Origin of the sequence: Rhodococcus koreensis (genome assembly GCF_900105905.1) — a bacterium.
Lineage (GTDB): Bacteria > Actinomycetota > Actinomycetes > Mycobacteriales > Mycobacteriaceae > Rhodococcus_F > Rhodococcus_F koreensis.
Genome location: NZ_FNSV01000005.1, coordinates 2,748,750 through 2,767,095 on the forward strand (window position 1 = coordinate 2,748,750; position 18,346 = coordinate 2,767,095).

At 61.4% G+C, this 18,346-nt stretch carries 14 protein-coding genes and 1 pseudogene; 1 reads left to right on the forward strand and 14 read right to left on the reverse strand.

Annotation, left to right across the window (positions count from 1 at the left end):
- Nucleotides 1–66: 66 nt before the first annotated feature.
- The 9 genes and pseudogenes from BLV94_RS17330 to BLV94_RS17365 all read right to left on the reverse strand — a co-directional run bounded on the left by BLV94_RS17330 (nucleotide 67) and on the right by BLV94_RS17365 (nucleotide 11,443).
- A complete protein-coding gene (locus BLV94_RS17330) occupies nucleotides 67–912 on the reverse strand; it encodes a glycosyltransferase family 2 protein (RefSeq protein ID WP_167372166.1) in 846 nt (281 codons plus the stop codon).
- A 1-nt stretch (nucleotide 913) separates the two neighbouring features.
- A complete protein-coding gene (locus BLV94_RS48735) occupies nucleotides 914–2,248 on the reverse strand; it encodes a lipopolysaccharide biosynthesis protein (protein ID WP_143051396.1) in 1,335 nt (444 codons plus the stop codon).
- 143 nt (nucleotides 2,249–2,391) lie between these two features.
- Nucleotides 2,392–2,565, reverse strand: a pseudogene (locus tag BLV94_RS50915) (DapH/DapD/GlmU-related protein); the annotation flags it as partial.
- Between the two features lie 338 nt (nucleotides 2,566–2,903).
- Complete coding sequence (locus tag BLV94_RS17340; protein ID WP_143051397.1) at nucleotides 2,904–4,337, reverse strand: hypothetical protein; 1,434 nt, start codon at nucleotides 4,335–4,337, stop codon at nucleotides 2,904–2,906.
- A 110-nt stretch (nucleotides 4,338–4,447) separates the two neighbouring features.
- Nucleotides 4,448–5,971, reverse strand: coding sequence for a sugar transferase (locus tag BLV94_RS17345; RefSeq protein ID WP_072937472.1), 1,524 nt, complete (start codon nucleotides 5,969–5,971; stop codon nucleotides 4,448–4,450).
- A 394-nt stretch (nucleotides 5,972–6,365) separates the two neighbouring features.
- On the reverse strand, nucleotides 6,366–7,268 hold the full coding sequence (locus BLV94_RS17350) for a UTP--glucose-1-phosphate uridylyltransferase (protein ID WP_072937473.1): 903 nt from the start codon (nucleotides 7,266–7,268) through the stop codon (nucleotides 6,366–6,368).
- 139 nt (nucleotides 7,269–7,407) lie between these two features.
- On the reverse strand, nucleotides 7,408–8,652 hold the full coding sequence (gene manA / locus BLV94_RS17355) for a mannose-6-phosphate isomerase, class I (protein ID WP_072937474.1): 1,245 nt from the start codon (nucleotides 8,650–8,652) through the stop codon (nucleotides 7,408–7,410).
- A gap of 3 nt (nucleotides 8,653–8,655) precedes the next feature.
- Nucleotides 8,656–9,735 (reverse strand): mannose-1-phosphate guanylyltransferase, encoded by a 1,080-nt coding sequence (gene manB, locus BLV94_RS17360; RefSeq protein ID WP_072937600.1) that lies wholly within the window; start codon nucleotides 9,733–9,735, stop codon nucleotides 8,656–8,658.
- A 184-nt stretch (nucleotides 9,736–9,919) separates the two neighbouring features.
- Entirely contained in the window at nucleotides 9,920–11,443 is a 1,524-nt protein-coding gene (locus BLV94_RS17365) for a sugar transferase (RefSeq protein WP_072937475.1), read from the reverse strand.
- Nucleotides 11,444–12,929: 1,486 nt separating this feature from the next.
- Between BLV94_RS17365 and BLV94_RS49580 the strand changes: the two genes are divergently transcribed.
- Nucleotides 12,930–13,076 (forward strand): hypothetical protein, encoded by a 147-nt coding sequence (locus BLV94_RS49580; protein WP_167372167.1) that lies wholly within the window; start codon nucleotides 12,930–12,932, stop codon nucleotides 13,074–13,076.
- A gap of 306 nt (nucleotides 13,077–13,382) precedes the next feature.
- Here BLV94_RS49580 and BLV94_RS48740 read toward each other — a convergent pair whose 3' ends face one another.
- From BLV94_RS48740 to BLV94_RS17385, 5 genes are all read right to left on the reverse strand, one after another.
- Nucleotides 13,383–13,598 (reverse strand): hypothetical protein, encoded by a 216-nt coding sequence (locus BLV94_RS48740; protein ID WP_143051398.1) that lies wholly within the window; start codon nucleotides 13,596–13,598, stop codon nucleotides 13,383–13,385.
- Nucleotides 13,599–13,830: 232 nt separating this feature from the next.
- The gene (locus tag BLV94_RS17370; protein WP_074933756.1) at nucleotides 13,831–15,006 is read right to left on the reverse strand and encodes a hypothetical protein; all 1,176 of its coding nucleotides are present in this window, start codon (nucleotides 15,004–15,006) and stop codon (nucleotides 13,831–13,833) included.
- Nucleotides 15,007–15,197: 191 nt separating this feature from the next.
- Nucleotides 15,198–15,875, reverse strand: coding sequence for a chymotrypsin family serine protease (locus tag BLV94_RS17375; protein WP_072937478.1), 678 nt, complete (start codon nucleotides 15,873–15,875; stop codon nucleotides 15,198–15,200).
- A 752-nt stretch (nucleotides 15,876–16,627) separates the two neighbouring features.
- Nucleotides 16,628–16,870 (reverse strand): hypothetical protein, encoded by a 243-nt coding sequence (locus BLV94_RS17380; protein WP_072937479.1) that lies wholly within the window; start codon nucleotides 16,868–16,870, stop codon nucleotides 16,628–16,630.
- 16 nt (nucleotides 16,871–16,886) lie between these two features.
- The gene (locus BLV94_RS17385) at nucleotides 16,887–18,164 is read right to left on the reverse strand and encodes a S8 family serine peptidase (RefSeq protein ID WP_072937480.1); all 1,278 of its coding nucleotides are present in this window, start codon (nucleotides 18,162–18,164) and stop codon (nucleotides 16,887–16,889) included.
- Nucleotides 18,165–18,346: the final 182 nt, after the last annotated feature.

Genomic DNA, 18,346 nt, shown 5'->3' on the forward strand with positions numbered 1-18,346 from the left:
CATAGCGACAGAATTATCCACCGGGCAGCCCTCAAGAGTGAGCTCTTCCCACGCGATAGCCACCACTCAGCGAGATAGTCCCGCCAGCAAGAGAAGCCGCTTCGAGATCTGCAGCATACTAATAAGCGGAAACGCCCATCGAGGGCGATGTTTCCAAGCGAAGTGAAAATATGGCCCCAACCCGTAGGGGTGTCTAAATAGCAGTTTCCACCGGTCACGCATTCCACCAAGGCGAATCTTTACGTTCAGCGGAACGTTTTTTTCACAGACGCCGACAGGGAGTTCATACACAAACGATGGCACTCCTAGCTTTCCTGCGACAAGGCCCAGATCTATATCCGCATAGCTATGCGAATAAGCCGGATCTAGACCTCCTACTTCCTCGAAAAAGCGTCCCGGGATCAGGACAAAATTCGCATTGAAGGTGTCGCAAGGAACAGGCGAATCGACAGGTTCCACCCGCTTGAAGTCGAGCACACGCAGGGGCGAACCGAGGCGAAATCCCGCATAGGTAACGTTCCCACGGAGGTCGACACAGGCGCCCACCAGGATGCTCGGATGCGCTTCGTTCAGACGCTGATATGTGGTATGAAACCGAGGTATCTCCACTTCAAAGAGATCAACGTCGTCGTTGAACAATAGATAAGCGTCGAATGGCGCGTGCGCACTTGCAGCCCGAAAAGCGCGGGTCATCCCCCCGCTCCAATATAGTTCTCCAGACCCGACACTGACCTCAACAAAGGGAAACAGACGCTTTACTTGAACCCCAGTGCCATCTGACGAACCGTCGTCCACAAGAAATATCTTGTAGTCGAGTTCCGCGCAAGCATTCAAGCTGCGCACCAAAGAGTCAATCCCACGCAGCGTCACATCAACCCGGTTGAAACACGTCACTAGTACGGCAATTCTCACGTTAACCCCTACTCGATCCCACTCGATACGCACGACGCAGCGAGACTGCGGCGTGCGAACACGCAAGAGCGCACAGCCCGAGGCACCCACAAACCACTACCCACGGGTTCATGTGATCCGCAACCATAAGCACCCCGAATGCAAGGACCCCTGAGAATAGAAGGCGAACAAGACCCGCTAGGCCAGCCGCAGCCGCTAAGTGACGCAAATATCCCGGGGAACCTCGACGCGCAGGCAGGAACCCAAGGCAAGAGAGACCACCTACCGCAAACGCGAATCCATAGGCCACGACGGCACCAATTGCGCCAAGAAGCCACGAGCCAATCAGACCTAGACCAACGTTTACGATCGCCATATATCCATGAATTTTGACTAGCGGATCCATAACACCACTCGACAATTGGTAGAAGTAGCCAACCTGACCACTTGAGTTCAGAGCATTCCCAACGATCAGTATCAAGAAGAATATGAGGAAGTTTGTATCAAAATAGCCGAGACCCAGAAAACACACGGCAGGCGCGGCAATTAATTGAATTTCAAGCATGTGCGCGCTTAGACGAATGACAATCCAACCACTCTTCTCGAAGAGGCTGTCAGTATCGGCAGACGACACCGCACCTTGCCTCCGCGAACCTGCAACCAAGAGAGGCTGCAGCGCTGACTGCACCAACACTCGCACCTGTGTGGATACTCGCAGGGCGAGTTCGAAGGCAGCAACGGCCGCCAGCGTTCCGGTAATAGCCAATAACAATTTCGTTACCGGCTCAAAGCTCAAGCGACACAGGGAAATAGCACCCAGTTTGGCGTTCTCCCTCCACATTACACCGATAAGCGTGCGCACGGTGCGATCATCACTCGAAGCGAGGTCGCTATACGTGCACAATAGAAGCACCGACATTAGCAGTTGGGAAAACGCGATCGCTCCATAAACGAGGCCGAGTCCCAGCGCCCCGTGACGGCTGAGCAAAGGATACGCCAGCGCCACACCAACTACGTTGCTGAGTATCAGAATTCCATTCTTGGCCGGAAGCTTTCCGAGTCCTTCTAGAATGGCCAAAAGAATAGTTGAAACCGAGGATGTGACAGCGAAGACTGCACAGGATGCGGCAAGTACGGCTATATCGGAACGCGGCAGTTCACTTGAATAGCGATGTTGAACAAAAGTGGTAATCGGCCAATAGATTAACGCGCAGATAATAGAAACAGGCAGGGAGGTGATAAGTACTGATGCCGCCCCAATGCGGAATTTGGAAAACGGAGTCCCTTCAGATTGTTGTACTGCCACCAGCCTCGTGACATTATTCCCCACGCCAATATCGGCTACCCGAGCGACCATGAAGAGACCTTGGAGTAGTGCCCAACACCCGATCAGCGTGGTCGATTGCACCTCGACGGTTAGACGGAACACTACAAACAATGCGGCGGCAGACGCTGCGGATGCCCCTATGCTCGTTAGCGCGCTCAGACGCATAGTCGACATCACGGTATCGGTCGTATCAGTGAACGAATCACGCGAGCCGGCACGCCGACCGCCAGTACATAGTCAGGTAGATCTCTGGCGACCACCGCGCCCGCTCCAATAACCGCGCCGTTTCCGATAGATACACCGGGCAGGATTGTGACATTGGAGCCAATCCACACATTGTCACCGATCTGGACCTGGGATTCCTCGGACGTTTCCTTGTAAAGGAGCCCTTTCATCGCAGCATCTACATCATGCGTCTGAGAGGTTATTACAGAGTGGGCAGCAATAAGGCAGTTGTTTCCAATATGCACACCGCCGTTCCCCCAAACATGTACGTAGTCATTTAAGATAGTGCCGTCCCCGATTACAATTTTCCGTCGGCCGTACAACCGAGCCGTTAGCGCTATGCGTGCACCTGCGCCGAAACCTCCGAATCGAATTCTCCAATACCTCTCCAGGACACGGAATTTCAAATCCTGCACCTTCAAGAATAGCGATACCAGAATGCGCCGCAACTTAAGCCCTTTCACGACTTTGCTTTTACTTCAAGTCGAACCTCACTTGCGGAGTCTAGAGCTCTTACGGCCCGACCCGTCTTGTTTACCCTGAACAAGAGGAGGATCGATATCCCAAGGATGGTTCCATACTGCTGCATAATTCCGACGATGAACGTCCAGCCCAGCGTCCCCTGCCTGAAGAGATGAAAAACAAGGGTTAACACGAGCGCGTAAACGATTATTGCCTCGACACTCCACTCGTTTCGTTTCAAAGCACCGTCAGCGACTGCCGTTACCCAGCCAAATATTCCGAGACCGATTAGAACCCCAAAAACCCCAAGATATACATAGCTGGTGCCTACGATCGAACTCGCATAGCCTGCCTTTGCGCCGTCAAGCGAAGTTCCATTGAGAATGGCAGTAATCGCGTACGAGATGTCGTACACCCGTTCGGGCTTACCTGGCCAAAGGCTTCGCGGGATCGTGAACGCAATAGGCTGGATGTTAGTGATTACGAACGCTTCAAGCGAACCACCGAACATACCTAGGATAGTCTCACGTGCGTTCCTGACAACGCTTATCATCTCGACGCTGGAGAACTCCAGGGAGTAGAAATAAAAGTTGAACACTGAGCCGCGCGCGTAGTCTATTTGATTGTAATCGACTCGAGTATTGGATTCTGATGCTGGGAGCAGGATCCTCACAAGCAACGATGCCATTCCTAAGCCAAGCGCGCCAACAATCGCTAGTGGCGCATACTTAATTGTGAGGCGGTGCCTGTAGGCGTGGATGGCGAGCACTATCGCGATGAGGGGGAGAATCAGCGCCAACCTTTTTCCCATGGTGAGATAGCTAGTGCCAAGTACGACCACAAGAACCGTCGCTGAGAAGGCAAGGTTCTTCCGATCGCGTAGCGACTGGACCACGAGCCAAATCGCACCGGCATCAGCGAGGCCGGACAGCGTCCGAATACCGATCGAACTGGCTTGAAGGTCCTGAATTCCTGCCTTTTCCTGTGCACTGTTCGACAGGCGTAAGATTGCTGCATCAATTCCACCGGTTGTATACACCACATATAACTTCAGGAGCATTCCGGTACAAATCAATATGATTGGAACTACGATCGGCACAGCGTGCCGTGAAGGGCGTGTCGTTTTCGCAACAATCGTTCGGAAATGCGCTCGGCGCGCGAGGGTCGCACCAAATATGAAAGCGATGAGCCCACTACCTGCCACTGCAAGGCTCAGATCCAGTTGAATCGTGCCGCCGTAGGACCGCGCCCAGGTGAACTCGCCAGAATTGAGGAGGATTAGAAATCCGGGAATAATTATGTACACGACAAACAGACCGAGTGTCAAATTGTATGCCGAGACCAGCGGAGGCCTTCCCGGACCATCTTTCGGCGCATTCAGAACCGCTATGGAAACAACCAAGCAGAGACCAGCAAGGATGAAGATGGTCATACGGCTCCTTCCAACGCGCTATTTTCGTGCGCTTCAATCGGTTCCGCCGCGGGCACGTGGTTTATGACGGCATAATTTGCAGTAGTTCTCGCATTATCTGATGTCATGAATTAATAGGCGCCCTCTCCTGCCAATACTGCATTTATCGTTTTCCCGATGATGAGAATGTCCCCCATCATCGACCAGTTCTCCACGTATGAGAGATCCAGCCGTACAGTCTCCTCCCACGAGAGATCCGACCTTCCACTGACCTGCCACAAGCCTGTGATTCCTGGCTTGACCAGCAGCCGGCGGCGCACCGTGCCGTCATAGGCCTCCACCTCCCGCCGCAGGGGCGGCCGCGGACCCACAACGCTCATTTCGCGGCGCAGCACGTTGACGAACTGGGGCAACTCGTCGAGGCTGTACTTGCGGAGGAACCTTCCCACCCTGGTCACGCGGGGATCGTCGCGCATCTTGAACAGAACGCCTGCACCCTCGTTCGCTTCCATCAGTGACGCCACCTGCTGGTCCGCATCGACAACCATGCTGCGGAACTTGAGCATCGGGAACGGCTTGCCGTCGAGGCCCATTCGTTCCGATTTGTAGAGAATCGGGCCTTTGCTCGTTAGCTTGATAGCGAGCGCCGCAGCGATCATCGCGGGACTGATGAGAATGAGCGCAACTGTCGCGAAGACAAAATCGAACGAGAGTTTCGAGAACTTCTGAGCGCCGTGGTATCGCGGCTTCTCCACGTGGATCAGCGGCAGTCCGGCCACCGGCCGCATCGACAGGCGCGGACCAGAAACGTCCATCATTCCCGGCGCAACCACCAGATCCACGTGGTGGGGCTCGAGGTCCCACGCGAGAGTCCGCATGCCCTCGTGTCCGAGGTGCTCTGTGGCGGTCACCGCGACTGTGTCGGCGTGGCAGAAACCCAAGGCGCGCACGACCTCACGCTCGTCGCCGAAGACGGGGATATCACGCTCTCCCACAATGATCTTGTCATTAGATGCTCCATTGTGCCCAGGGATACACAGACCGACGACCTTGTAGCCGTCGGCCGTGCCGCGCTCGAACGACTCGGCCAAACTGCGGACCGCGCGTTCACCGCCCACGACGAGTACCGAGGTCTGAAACTCGCCGTAGGAACGCTTACGGGCGATTACCCGACGCCACGCCCAACGGCTGAAAATGAGACCGGCCAGCCCTACAGGGAAGGCAATCGCAAGGTACAGACGAGCGAGTTCTAGGCGGAACAGAAGGGAGACGATGGCGATCAAGCCGAAGAGCCTGACCGTGGAGACGAAGATACGCCGGTACTCGTCGGGTCCGCTCCCGATCACGCGGACCGCGCGGGTCCGGAAGATGATAAGAGTGGCGAGCCATGACGCGACCAATAGGGCAGAGACCAACGTGTAGCTGAGAGTTTGAGGAAATGCCGACGTGGCCAGGACGCCTCTGTCGCCGAACCGCACCCACTGCGCGAGCGCTACCGCGGCGATCACGATCAGCGTGTCCGAGACCCACAGTCGCCGGATGTACGCGGCCTGCCAGGCACGCCTGCCGCTGGGCCGGGGTTCGAGACCCGAAGCGGGTCTGGCACCCCCAGCAGGGGTTGCCGAGTCGAGCGAAACACCGAACGACGTCACCATCTGAGCCTTCCAACTAGGACCAAAGAGTTAGCGAGCGTCACTGTCTCGCGACCTGCGTGGCGGTAGAGGAAGTCCGCCCCCCTGAGTTTGCTGCCAGCTAATAATCGCACTTGTGGTCGCTTCGTTACACTTGAGAGGCCCCGGAGTGATGCGACTCACATCGCCGGTTTTTCTTCAGAGAGAGGGACTTTCGACCCTGGTCAACCAGAGGATCTGCGCTTAGAGTGATGCTCGGAGACCAGTCCGCAGGCAGACCTCAGCCCCGACTGGTGGCACCTTTTCCGATCGTCGAGTATTTTGCGCACTTCATACTGGACAGTAACAAGGTGGCAACGTCGCCCTGACCAGCACCAGACCCGCCGAGGCGTGAAGGTGAACGAACGGGAACATCGCTCTAGCCCTTGACCCTTTGCTCCAGCCACGCCCGCAGGTCCGTCCCATATTCGGGATGACTGAGTGCCAGGTCAACCGAAGCACGGAGAAACCCACCGGGATTGCCGAGGTCGTGCCGAGGACCGCGATGAACCACCACGTGTACGGGATGCCCCTCCGCGATGAGCAGCGCGATCGCGTCGGTCAACTGCAACTCCCCGCCCGCTCCCGGGCGGATACGTCGGAGCGCATCAAAGATTGCCCTGTCCAAGAGGTAACGGCCGGCGGCCGCTAGAGTCGACGGCGCGTCCTGGAGTTTTGGCTTCTCCACCATGCCCTTCACCCTCAATACGTTCGGATTCGCGGTATCGGGGACCGCCTCGACGTCGAAGACTCCATATGCGCTCACCTCCTCTTTGGGGACGTCGATGGCGCACAACACCGTTCCGCCGCGCTTGGCTCGCACGCGCGACATGACGTCGAGCACACCGTTCGGCAGAACCAAGTCGTCCGGCAGCAGGACCGCGATCGCATCCTCGTCGTCGCCCAACAGCGCTTCAGCGCAACCAACCGCGTGGCCGAGCCCCAGCGGTTGTTGCTGGACTACCGACTCCACCGCAAGGAGGCCCGGTGCCCTGCGGACCTTCGCCAGCAGAGTGTGTTTTCCCCTGGCTGCAAGGTTGTTTTCCAACACCAGGTCTTCGACGAAGTGCGCCACCACGCCATCCTTGCCCGGTGCCGTCACGATGATCAGCCGCTCTGCCCCGGACTCGGCAGCCTCGCCGGCCACCAGCTCGATCCCTGGCGTGTCCACCACAGGAAGTAGCTCCTTGGGGACCGTCTTTGTCGCCGGCAGAAATCGCGTTCCCATTCCCGCGGCGGGCACCACAGCCGTGCGAAATCCAGTCGAATCCAATTCCCCCATGGTTGTGCCTTTCTCGAAAAAGTTGAGTGAGCTGCGGTGTCATGACCTTTGCGCATGGGCCGACCGTCGCACTGGTCAGTTGTCCAGGTCTATCGAGCACACGTGAGCGCAGACCCCTTGGCCGCGAGGAGAGTCCGCATCATCCGGAGCCGATCGTGGCGACGAAGACCTGGGCGTGCTGCTGTGCTGGCGCGAGGGTCACCGCCGGGTTCGATGCCGGCAACCACGCCGCATGTCCGGCACCCAGCTCGAGCGAGTCGCAGTGGGACAAGAGGACGGTCGATCCCGCCGTGCAGAGAACGATCCGTGGGTTTCCGGCGGCGAGAGTCGCTGCGGACGACGACGCACAATTCCTGCTCGTGTCGAGGTGCAGTCGGGTGAGCGCGAATTCTGTCTCCGGCGTGCGGTACACGTGTTTGTTGTCACGACCATCACTGTCCGCACTCACCACCGGCATGGACCCCGGCCGAAAATCGAGGACTTTCAGCAGCTCGGGCACATCAACGTGCTTGGGGGTCAAACCGCCACGAAGCACATTGTCCGAGTTGGCCATGATCTCGACGGCCGCGCCCCGGAGGTATGCGTGCAAATTTCCGGCCGCGAGAAACAGCCCCTCCCCCGGTTCGAGCGTGATCCGATTGAGCAGCAGCGAGATCAGCACACCGGGGTCGCTCGGATACCTACTCCCCAGTTCGAGCGCAGTTTGCGCCTCGGCCGCGAACTCCCCTGCCACGCCGTCGGGCTCCGCACACAAGTACCGCTGGCAGGCCTCGACCACGCCACCGATCAACGTCGCTGAGTGTTCGTCGCCCGTAATCCATTGCGTAAACAGCGCGCGCACACCCGAAGAGTTGGCCTGAGCTGCCAATAGCTCCGCGCACCGGTCCAACTCCGCGACACCCAGCGCGCGCAACAACCCGACTGTTCGTCGCACGTCGCGGAACCCAGCGAGCGCCTCGAATTTCGTCAGCGCAACCACAAGTTCCGGTTTGTGGTTGTCGTCCTTGTAGTTGCGGGCAGGCGAGTCCAGCGGCACACCGTCTGCGTTTTCGCGTTCGAATCCCTCGCGTGCCTGCATGGAGTTCGGGTGCGCCTGCAACGACAGAGGTTCCTCCGCAGCGAGAACCTTGAGCAGAAACGGAAGTCGACCCCCGAATCGCGACGCGTTGGTCTCCCCCAGTTGCCCCAGCGGGTCAGCCGAAATCACGTCGAGCAGTGACTCGCCAGAGCCCGCGACGTCCACACGCGCCGGGTCTGCCGGATGCGCCCCGAGCCAGAGTTCGGCTTCGGGCCGACCGGACGGCGAGGGTCGACCCGTGAGCTCCGCCAGCACAGTGTGGGAGCCCCAGGCATACGACCGGATTGCTCCATGAAGTCGTCTCATCGATCAGACGTTCGCCGAGAATCGGACGCCGCCATCCGGCAACATCACATTCGGCCAGACACGGGCGCCGCGTAACAACTCGCATCGAGCACCCACGCTGGCGCCGTCCCCCACCACGGAATCGCGCACCAGTGCACGCGGCCCGATCCGGCAGTCGTACCCGAGAATCGATCGTTCGATCACCGCACCGGCTTCCACATGGGCGCCGTCGAACACCACCGCGCCGTCCAGACGCGCACCCGCACCGACCGTTACCCGCGCGCCGAGCACCGTGCCGCCGATCAACACCACGCCCGGGGCCACCGCGGCGCTCGGATCGACGAGCGACTCGCCGCGCGCACCGATCAGCGCGGGCGACGGCGCTATTCCGCGAACCAAATCCGCCGATCCGGCGACGAAGTCGTCCACCGTCCCCATGTCTCGCCAGTAGGCGGAATCGATATGGCCGAACACCCGCGTCCCGCCGGACAGCAGTGCGGGAAACACCTCGCGTTCCACCGACACGGGACGACCTGACGGGATCTTCTCGATCCACTCCCGTTGGAAGACGTAACAGCCGGCATTGATCTGGTCGGTCGGCGGATCCTGCGTCTTCTCGAGGAAGGCGGTGACCCGGCCGTCCGAATCCGTCTGCACACAGCCGAACGGGCGCGGATCGCTCACCCGCACCAGGTGCAACGTCACGTCGGCATCGGCGTCGACGTGCGTGCGCAGAACGGCTCGCACGTCGGTGCCGCCGAGCACGTCACCGTTGAACACCACGACGGTGTCGGCACGCAGATGGGGCAAGACGTTCCGGATGGCTCCCCCGGTGCCGAGCGGCTCGTCCTCGGTCACGTACTCGATCTCAAGCCCGAGCTCCTCCCCCGTGCCGAAATGCTGTTCGAAGACTTCCGCCTTGAACGACGTTCCGAGCACCACGTGGGTAAGTCCCGCGTCCTGGATGCGGCACAGCAGATGAGTCAGGAACGGCACTCCAGCGGTCGGCAGCATCGGCTTGGGCGCAGACAGCGTCAACGGCCGCAGCCGGGTGCCCATACCGCCGACCAGAATGACCGCGTCCGGCGCAGATTCGATCCTCATGTTCGACATCCCCTCCATGTCCGATCACGTTGGAATGATTGAAACCCGATCGCGGTTCGCGCGCTACTCGACTTCGCCCGGAGTTGCGGCGTAATCGCACGCTATCTGTGACGGCCAGATACATTGATTTGCACCGAAACTCACAACTCTCGACGCCAGGGTCTCTCACCGGCTATTCGATGTTCTAGTAGGCCCCTTCGCCGGCCACCACGGCCCGGACCGTCTTGCCGATGATCAGCACATCCCCCATCATCGACCAGTTCTCCACATACGAGAGATCGAGCCGCACAGTCTCTTCCCACGACAGGTCCGATCTCCCGCTCACCTGCCACAGGCCCGTGATGCCCGGCTTCACCAGCAGCCGGCGGCGGACGGTGCCGTCGTAGGCCTCGACTTCTCGGCGCAGGGGCGGGCGCGGGCCGACGACGCTCATCTCCCGCCGAAGCACATTGAGAAACTGCGGAAGCTCGTCGAGGCTGTACTTGCGCAGAGCTCTGCCCACGCGTGTGACCCGCGGATCCTCACGGATCTTGAAGAGGACGCCGGCACCCTCGTTCGCCGTCATGAGCGCCGCCACCTGCCGGTCGGCGTCCACCACCATGCTGCGGAACTTGAGCATCGGGAACGGCCGACCGTCCAGGCCCATTCGCTCCGACTTGTAGAAGACCGGACCCTTGCTCGTCAGCTTGATCACGAGAGCAGCCACGATCATCACCGGACTCGTCAGAACGAGCGCCAATGCCGCGAAGGCCATGTCGAACGCGAGCTTCGAAAACCTCTGTGCGCCGTGGTACTGCGGCTTCTCCACATGAATCAGCGGTAATCCCGCCACCGGTCGCATCGACAGACGCGGACCGGACACATCCATCATTCCCGGAGCCACCACCAGGTCGACGTCGTGTGGCTCGAGGTTCCAGGCGAGGGCGCGCATCCCTTCGTGCCCGAGATGCTCGGTCGCAGTAACGGCCACGGTATCGGCGTGGCAGAACTCGAGGGAATCGATCACATCCAGCTCGTTACCGAGCACAGGGATGCCACGGCCCGCCACGGTGATCTTGTCGCCATGCTCGCCTGAGTGGCCCGGAATGCAGACGCCCACCACGCGATATCCGTCCGCCGTACCTCGGGCGAAGGATTCCGCGAGAAGCCGGACGGCGCGTTCGTTGCCCACGACTAGTACCGACGTCAGAAACTCCCCGCGCGACCGTTTACGAGCTATCGCCTGACGCCACAGCCAGCGGCTCACCAGCAGGGCCGCCAGGCCGACGGGAAATGCGATGGCGAGATAGAGCCGAGCCAGATCGAGGCGGAACAACAGCGCCAGCATCGCGATGAACCCGAACAATCGCACGGTCGAGACGAAGATCCGTCGATACTCGTCGGGCCCACTCCCGATCACCCGCACCGTACGAGTCCGGAAAATCGTCAGGGTCGTCAACCACGCCACGATCAGCAGAGCGGAGACGAGTGCGTAACTGAGGTCGTAACCGATACCACTCGTGGTCAGTGTGCCGCTGTCACCGAACCGGACCCAGTGGGCCAGCGCCACCGCGGCGATCACAATCAGAGTGTCGGAGACCAGGAGGCGCCGGATGTAGGCGGCCTGCCACTCACGGCGACTATCCAGTCGGCTCGCGCCCCCTGCGAACGCATCTGCGTCCTGCGGACCCCGAGAAGGGGCGAGTGGAACATCGAACGCCGTCACCATGTGCCTTCCGAACTAGAGCCATCCTGAAATGGCGAGCCCGTGTTCTCACGACATGGCGAAGGCGATGATCGCCCGATGTTTGCTGCCGCGTCGATATTCGCATGCGGGCCGGCGAGTTGAGACATCAAGTGACCAGCTTCACAACGGCCCCTCAAACGAGTCGGCGCGGTCCGATACCGCAGGTCAACGCGTGTGTATACCGAGTGAATGACATTGCCATACAAGCAATCTGATACTCAGGGTCACAGGAAATGCTGGCAATCGAGGCGATGAGCAGGTACTGTGCCGCGCTCGAACATCGCTCGCCGCCGGTGGCGGATCACCACCGTCAACACCTTCAGCGACCAAGGAACAAAATTCTCAGCATTTTCGCAGATACGAATCCCCAGTACGTTACGCTGGTTGGCCCCACGGCTGCGGCATACTTGGTGTCGTGTGGTGGATACTCTGGATCGTCATAGTGTGGGTGGTGTTGTCGATACCACTCGCCATATTGATCGGGAAAGCGGCCCGACAGAAAGACCGCCGCGAAAAGTTGCCCCGCCGGCGCACGAGCCGGACCGGCGGGCCTCCCGACCAGACCGCCGCGTAGTCCCGGTTACACGAAGAACCTCGACACTCCGTCCGCCAATCGACGCCCACGCGGTGAATCGCCCTTCCTTGGGTCGGGCCACACGTCTGATGACCGGACCGGGTGCCAGACATCGAGCGTCAACGCACAAAAGCTGGGGCACACAGTGTTCCTGTGTGCCCCAGTTTCAGATCGGTGCCGGACTTACACTCCGGTGGATCCACCCTCCGACCCGAAGGTCAGGAACGAAGCAAAGAAGTTGATCAGATCCGCGATGCTGGCGAAATCTACAGACATATTTCACTCCTACTGAGGCGATGGTGTCGGAAAGCTCGATCTGCGCCCCTGCCGGGCACAGGTTCTTTCTACACGACATGAAAGACTTTGCAACAGCAGGGGAGCGGCCGACACGAAGCTCCTCGCGCGATCCGATCCGCTCCTTCACGTTGCAGGCACGACCGCGGATCCCACGTGAATTGCTGTTTCAGCTATTTACACCAATCCCAAAGTAGGCCAGCGCAATACACGAGTCGCCGAAACGATAACCAGAGCCCGGAAAAGTGACTACAAACCAGATCAACCGTAGCTCATAGCATCAAAATTTCGAGTTCCCGCTCTTTTCGATGCGCACTGGGATCGGGAATCCGATTCGCGGCAGGGTGTGAGGCGGTCGGCGGTGAGATACTCGCCGCCCCTGTAGCGGCGAGCCGAACCCTCGGATACTCTCAGCGCACCCCGGTCGCAACCCCCAACCGAGCGCCAGCGCAGAAACCCGCCGAAGTTCCTCCCCTGGTTCCGACGGGGTTTCGACCCCCACTCGCTGATCTACACGCCGCCGGACCACATCGTTGTGACGCCGACGCTCCCCATGTTCTCGATGAGCATCAGCTCGGCCACGCGCTCCGGAGGTTCGGCATGCAGTCCATTCCCGACCGCATCTACGACCTTGCCGCCCTCCTGAAGCACGCCTACGGGAAGGGCGACCTCATCGGCGTCATGCAACTCGAATCGCAGTTGAACGCACTGCTCACCCACCTGAGCGCGACACCCGATGCGGAATAGCTGTATCCAGTATCGGCCAGAAATGGTTCATCCCTTTGTCATTCGGGTGGTATACGCACACGGACCGAACTGGTGGGTAACCAACCTGCCTGTTTATGATCAGCTCGCGCCCGGCGGACCCCATCCGACAGCCGGCGCGGAAACCCCGCCTCGACCCCGACGTCGAGCGGGGTTTCGTCCTACCTTCAGAAAGCGGTGGTCATCGATCCAGTTCGTCTCGGGAGTGCTGCACGCCCTCAACTGGGGCAGCGTCAACTAGCTTCGCTTGCTGCCGGCGGAGTTCACAGTCAGACCAAGTTTGACGATTCAGGCAGCGGCGACCCCATTTTCGGCGAACCGGTCCAGGCGGCGCTCCAGCTGTCGCCATGCCCGCGCGAGCTCACTGCGTTCGACGAGATCCGTGGGTAGCTGCGGGTCGAGCGCCGCCAGGCCCGGCGCGAGGACCCGGCCGTAGACCTTGGTGAACAGGACCGCCACGCGGCGGCCGAGTGGGGTGAGCTGGTATCGGTGTCGACCCGGCAACCGAACGATCAGGCCCTTGCGTTTGAGTCGGCGCAGGTCGTAGGTGGCCTGCCGACTGGTGTAGGAGCATCCGAGTTGCGCGGCGACGACCGGACCAGGGTGGGATTGTCGAAGCCGGCGAGCATGGGTGAATCCGACGCGGCGGCAACCGACACGACAGGTGGGAGTCGAAGCGCGAGCTGTCCGGCGGCGTCACCGCTGGCCGATCACCGAAGCCAGTCGGCGGCTGGCGTCAGCCGACCTGGGCGAAGGTGGCCACATCCGGAGCGGGACGGGCATCGGCTGCTTGCGCGTCGCACAGACGCTGGTTGGCCGAGTCGCCAACCGCCCGAAGGGCTTTCCAGTTCGCGGCGGTCACCCGCCGGCCGATACCGAAGTCGCGGGTGTCGCAGACCACCGTTTCGGTGCGCAACGCGCGATGCTCCTTGAAATACTGTTTGATCCGGCTGGACTTGTAGTAGCAGCTGATCTGCGGGTCGACGTCTTTGGTGATCACCTTGGTGCGGAAGGTGCCCGGCGTGCGGCGGTTGATCCGCCGGTCGAAGATCAGCGACACCGACTCGGGTCGGCCGACGTCGAGGTGGTCACGGATGAGCTGCTCGAAGAACGCCCGCCCCGCCGCCGGCCGGTCGAACACCCGGGTGTCGGAGATCTCGAACTGACGAAACGCCAGGTCGTCACATACCCGCAGGTCGTCGCGGGTCAACGGGGACGGCAGCCGCCGCTGCCAGCGCCAGAAGAAGCTCTTCACCGCGCCTGGGCCGAGCCGGTCACAAATCCGCTGCAGCGCCTCAGGGTCATCGCAGCTGCGGAATCCATTGTCCAACGCGGTATACCCGATGCCGAGCCGCTCGCACTGGCGCTGCGCCCAGCCGTGGCCATTGAGCCAGATCCACACCGGCCACGGAGCGTAGGCATTCGTCTTCCAGAACGCCCCACCCCACTCGGGATCCCACAGGTAGAAGTAGAAGTGATTCACGAAGGCCATCTGCCGGCCCCACTCCATGTGCGGATGCGCCGCATGCTCCTGGCCCTTGGCCTTCCAGGACCGCCACACCGGCGTCTTCTCCTGCGCGATCCCGACCAGCACCACCTTTCCGTCGCCGCCCTCCCGTTCGGCGGCCTCGATCAGCGGGCGGGCGATCGCCTCCTTGTTCTCGCCCTTGACGAAGCGGCGCACCGGGACCCCATTCGCTTTAGACCAGCGGTGCACCTCGGCGACAAAGCCGTCCCCGATCTTCCCGAACGCCGCGGAGGACGGGATCCCATATCCCCGCTGCCAGTACAGAAACTGGCAGACCCCACCCACCGACTGCAGTTTCGGCACGTAGGCCTGCAGGAAGATCCGATCCACCGAACGGCAGGTGAGCGTGACGTGATCGCGCAGGAGAGTCGCGTAGTCGGCCATGATTGCCTCCTTGGTCTCAGCAACCATGAGGCTACGGCCGACGCGAGGGATCTCCGAGCGGAGATCCCTCGCCCCTCTCAACCGCCGGTCTGCAACGCAGACCAGTCCCAGCTATCGCCGGTATTGGTATGAGGATGCTCGCTACAAATAGCGAGACGGCCCACCCTCAGGTGCGGTGGTGGGACCCCGCCTTACTGCACCAGAGTGAACCCAGCGCCGTAGCTACCCTTTGCGTCGATATCTGCCAGAATCGGCGTGATCCTCCCATAGAACGTCGTCGGCTGGGTTCCGAAGTCCATGCCGATGTTGAGACCGACGAGCGTCTCCCCCACCACGATCGGACCGCCTGAATCGCCCTCCCACATCACCGCCCAGTTCTGGAGGTGAATACCGTCTACCTTGCCGATGATCCCGCAATTCTTGCCCGTCGTTGCTCCGTGGTTGCACCCCACGTTCGACAGCGAGGCATCACCGACAGTCGAGACGACGGCGTCAGTGGTGTCGCCGTACTTGCTCGGCACCACAACATCCGGGTTCAGCCGGATCACCGCGTAATCGAGCGCCGTGAACGTGCCGTCCGTGTTGCGCGAGTACACGTCGGTCTCCCACCCGATCGGCCCCTTGGCAGCCTCACCAACCTTGTATACGGCGTTACCCGCGCCCTGGTGGCAGTGACCGACAGTCAGCGCAACCAAGCGGCCCGCGTTGTCTGTGCCCACCGCCCCGATCGAGCAGTACCCCTCGACGTCCGGGAACGGGGTGTACGCGGTACCCGGCCCGACATGGACGGTCGGTCCCGCCCGCGCCACCGGGGCGACACCGAGCGTCACCGCGAGCGCGGCAAGAACCGCGACCAAGATCATCTTCATCCATTTCTCCCATTCCTTCTGCTGGGGAGCATTCTCCTATTCCGTCCACTGCGGCGCGCGCTACAGGAGAAGCCCCTCACACTGAGCCGCACGAAGGAGCATTCTGGGCAAGGCCCCGTTCTCGAACGGCGGGTTGGATACAACTACCGAGTTCTCCTGAAGAACAGCAAATAGCCCCCCTCACAACCAGGACGGGGCAGTGTTGTGCTCGCGCGGCGGGAAAACCCCCTGTTGCCTACATCACACTCGCTGGACTTGCGATCTACGCGCCATAAAGTTGGGCGCGCGCCGCCCTCCCCCGCATTCGGGCGGTGCACCGGCCCCGCCAGCCCCTACCCCCCAGTGGCTGGCGGGGTCTTTCGTACCGTCCCGAGCTTCGGCGGGTCCGGTGTTCCAGCCGGGGCAGGTGCCACACGTCCCTCCCGCTGGGCCGTCCTCGCATTCAGCGGTTCGTCCAACGAGAATCGCGAACGGATCCGCACAGATCCACCTGCCGGAACGTCGAGTTCCCAACACAAACCGGCGCCGTTGTCGTGATACTCGTCGAGTGCCGTGTCGTCGAATACGACACCGGCTTCGATATCACGCCAGATCGTGTCATAGACGGCTTCCTTGCGTACGGCACCGCCGCGTGATCGTGGTGGCATACGAACCGGCACCCTCCACGAGGGTGTCCACCTGATCGAGGATGACGCCGAAATCGCCCGCTGCGACGGAGGTGCGGACAATCGGGGATCCGCGTCTGAGGTCGCCTACCCCGGCTCAGGGCCGTTGCGGCGGATGTCGACGTGCTGCTCCAGTTCGATGGCCAGGACGCCCGGGACTGCCTCGAGGGCTGCGAATCGGCTCGCGGGAACGGAACCGGAAATGATTCCGATCGTGCGGTGCACCGCGTCGATCCGCATGCCCGCCTCGGCCAGCGCGACGCCGACCACGTCGATGTCCTCGACGTGGTCGGCGTCCACCGTGACACTGATTCCGACCATGCCCGGCACGATACGTCGAACCCTTCTACCCGGAGGCCTGGATCAGCCCCGCACCGACATCGAGGGACGGCAACGCGAGCCGCCGGGAATGCTGGGTGAGCAGGGACCACAGATCGCGGCCCGTGCGCCCGGTCTTCTCGCACCACAGGGCAGCGATACCCGCGACGTGTGGAGTCGCCATGCTCGTTCCGTTCTTCGAGCCGTACCGCACGGGCATCGGCACCGTCGAGAACACGCGCACGCCAGGTGCCGCCACGTCGATCTGACCACCGACGACGGGGTTGCTGGCGGCAGAGAAGTTCGCCAGCCCGAGATCGGGGTCGACTGCGGCGACGGCCATGATCGACGGACTGTTGGCGGGTACGCCCACCAGTCCCGGACGCCCGGCAGCCCTGTTCGCGTTGTTGCCGGCCGCGGCGACGATGAGCACTCCGGCCGCCAGCGCACGCTGCCCCACCGTCTCGTAGGCGACGGACACCGACGCGACGTCGGCACCGAGCGACATCGAGACGATCTGACAACCGTTGGCGATGGCCCACTCGATTCCGGCGAGGATGCCACCGTCCACGCCACTCCCCTGATCCGACAGCACCTTCCCGACGAAGATGTCGGCCTCGTGAGCCACTCCATATCGGCGGGTGCCGCCCACTGTCGCCGGACCGCAGGCAGTTCCGACGCAATGCGTGCCGTGTCCGTGCCCGTCCTGGGGTGCTGCGCCCGGAATGAACGATTGGGCCGTGATGGTGCGACCGTGGAAATCCGGGTGGGTGAGGTCGAGTCCGGTGTCGAGGACGGCGATCCTGACACCGCGCCCACTGCACGCCGACGACGTGGTGCGGGTCGCCTGCAGTCCCCAGGTGAACTCCGGTGTATCCAGGAAGTGCTCGGCGTCCTCCGTCGCGGCGGCGCCGTTCGCAGGCCGTGCGATCTCTGCGACGGTGTCCTCGCTGTCCAGTGCATGGTGAACCAACTCGGGTTCGACGGAAAGAACCGCGACGTCCGGTGCGGCTGCGGCGGCGCGGAGGGCCTCCAACTGGCCACCATCTGCAGCAACCACGGCAATTCCGAGCTCGTCGAACAGAACTGCGTCAGCCACTTCCGCCAGTTCGAGATCCATTGCCGAAGACTCGGACTCGCTACTTCTCGTCACATTCGAGACGCCGGTGAGGGAACGGAGGAGTGCCGTCGGATCCGCCCGTCTCCCGCCGTCCGTGAACACCACCACCTGGCGGCCCGTCGTCTCGGCCCGCGAATCGGCGTCGGGCCCGTCGCCGTGTCGGCCGGAATCTTGTCGAGATATCACTGTTTTCATCCTTTTGCTCTGGATCGCGGCGCGCTCGTCGTCGCGTCAATGTGTTAATTTGCCTTCAGTTTTCGTTCGCCGAGCTCGGCACCTGGAGTACCGGGCGCTTCCTCAACGGTGCAGCACGCGATCCAGGAATCCACGAGTGGTGCGCTACCCGAATTTCCTCCGGACCGACTGGG

Bases quoted from the DNA above. Each gene is read 5' to 3' on its own strand.
- BLV94_RS48735 (WP_143051396.1), bottom strand. From the start codon at position 2,248: ATGGTCGCTCGGGTAGCCGATATTGGCGTGGGGAATAATGTCACGAGG.
- BLV94_RS17340 (WP_143051397.1), bottom strand. From the start codon at position 4,337: ATGACCATCTTCATCCTTGCTGGTCTCTGCTTGGTTGTTTCCATAGCG.
- BLV94_RS17345 (WP_072937472.1), bottom strand. From the start codon at position 5,971: ATGGTGACGTCGTTCGGTGTTTCGCTCGACTCGGCAACCCCTGCTGGG.
- BLV94_RS17350 (WP_072937473.1), bottom strand. From the start codon at position 7,268: ATGGGGGAATTGGATTCGACTGGATTTCGCACGGCTGTGGTGCCCGCC.
- manA (WP_072937474.1), bottom strand. From the start codon at position 8,652: ATGAGACGACTTCATGGAGCAATCCGGTCGTATGCCTGGGGCTCCCAC.
- manB (WP_072937600.1), bottom strand. From the start codon at position 9,735: ATGAGGATCGAATCTGCGCCGGACGCGGTCATTCTGGTCGGCGGTATG.
- BLV94_RS17365 (WP_072937475.1), bottom strand. From the start codon at position 11,443: ATGGTGACGGCGTTCGATGTTCCACTCGCCCCTTCTCGGGGTCCGCAG.
- BLV94_RS49580 (WP_167372167.1), top strand. From the start codon at position 12,930: ATGCAGTCCATTCCCGACCGCATCTACGACCTTGCCGCCCTCCTGAAG.
- BLV94_RS17370 (WP_074933756.1), bottom strand. From the start codon at position 15,006: ATGGCCGACTACGCGACTCTCCTGCGCGATCACGTCACGCTCACCTGC.
- BLV94_RS17375 (WP_072937478.1), bottom strand. From the start codon at position 15,875: ATGAAGATGATCTTGGTCGCGGTTCTTGCCGCGCTCGCGGTGACGCTC.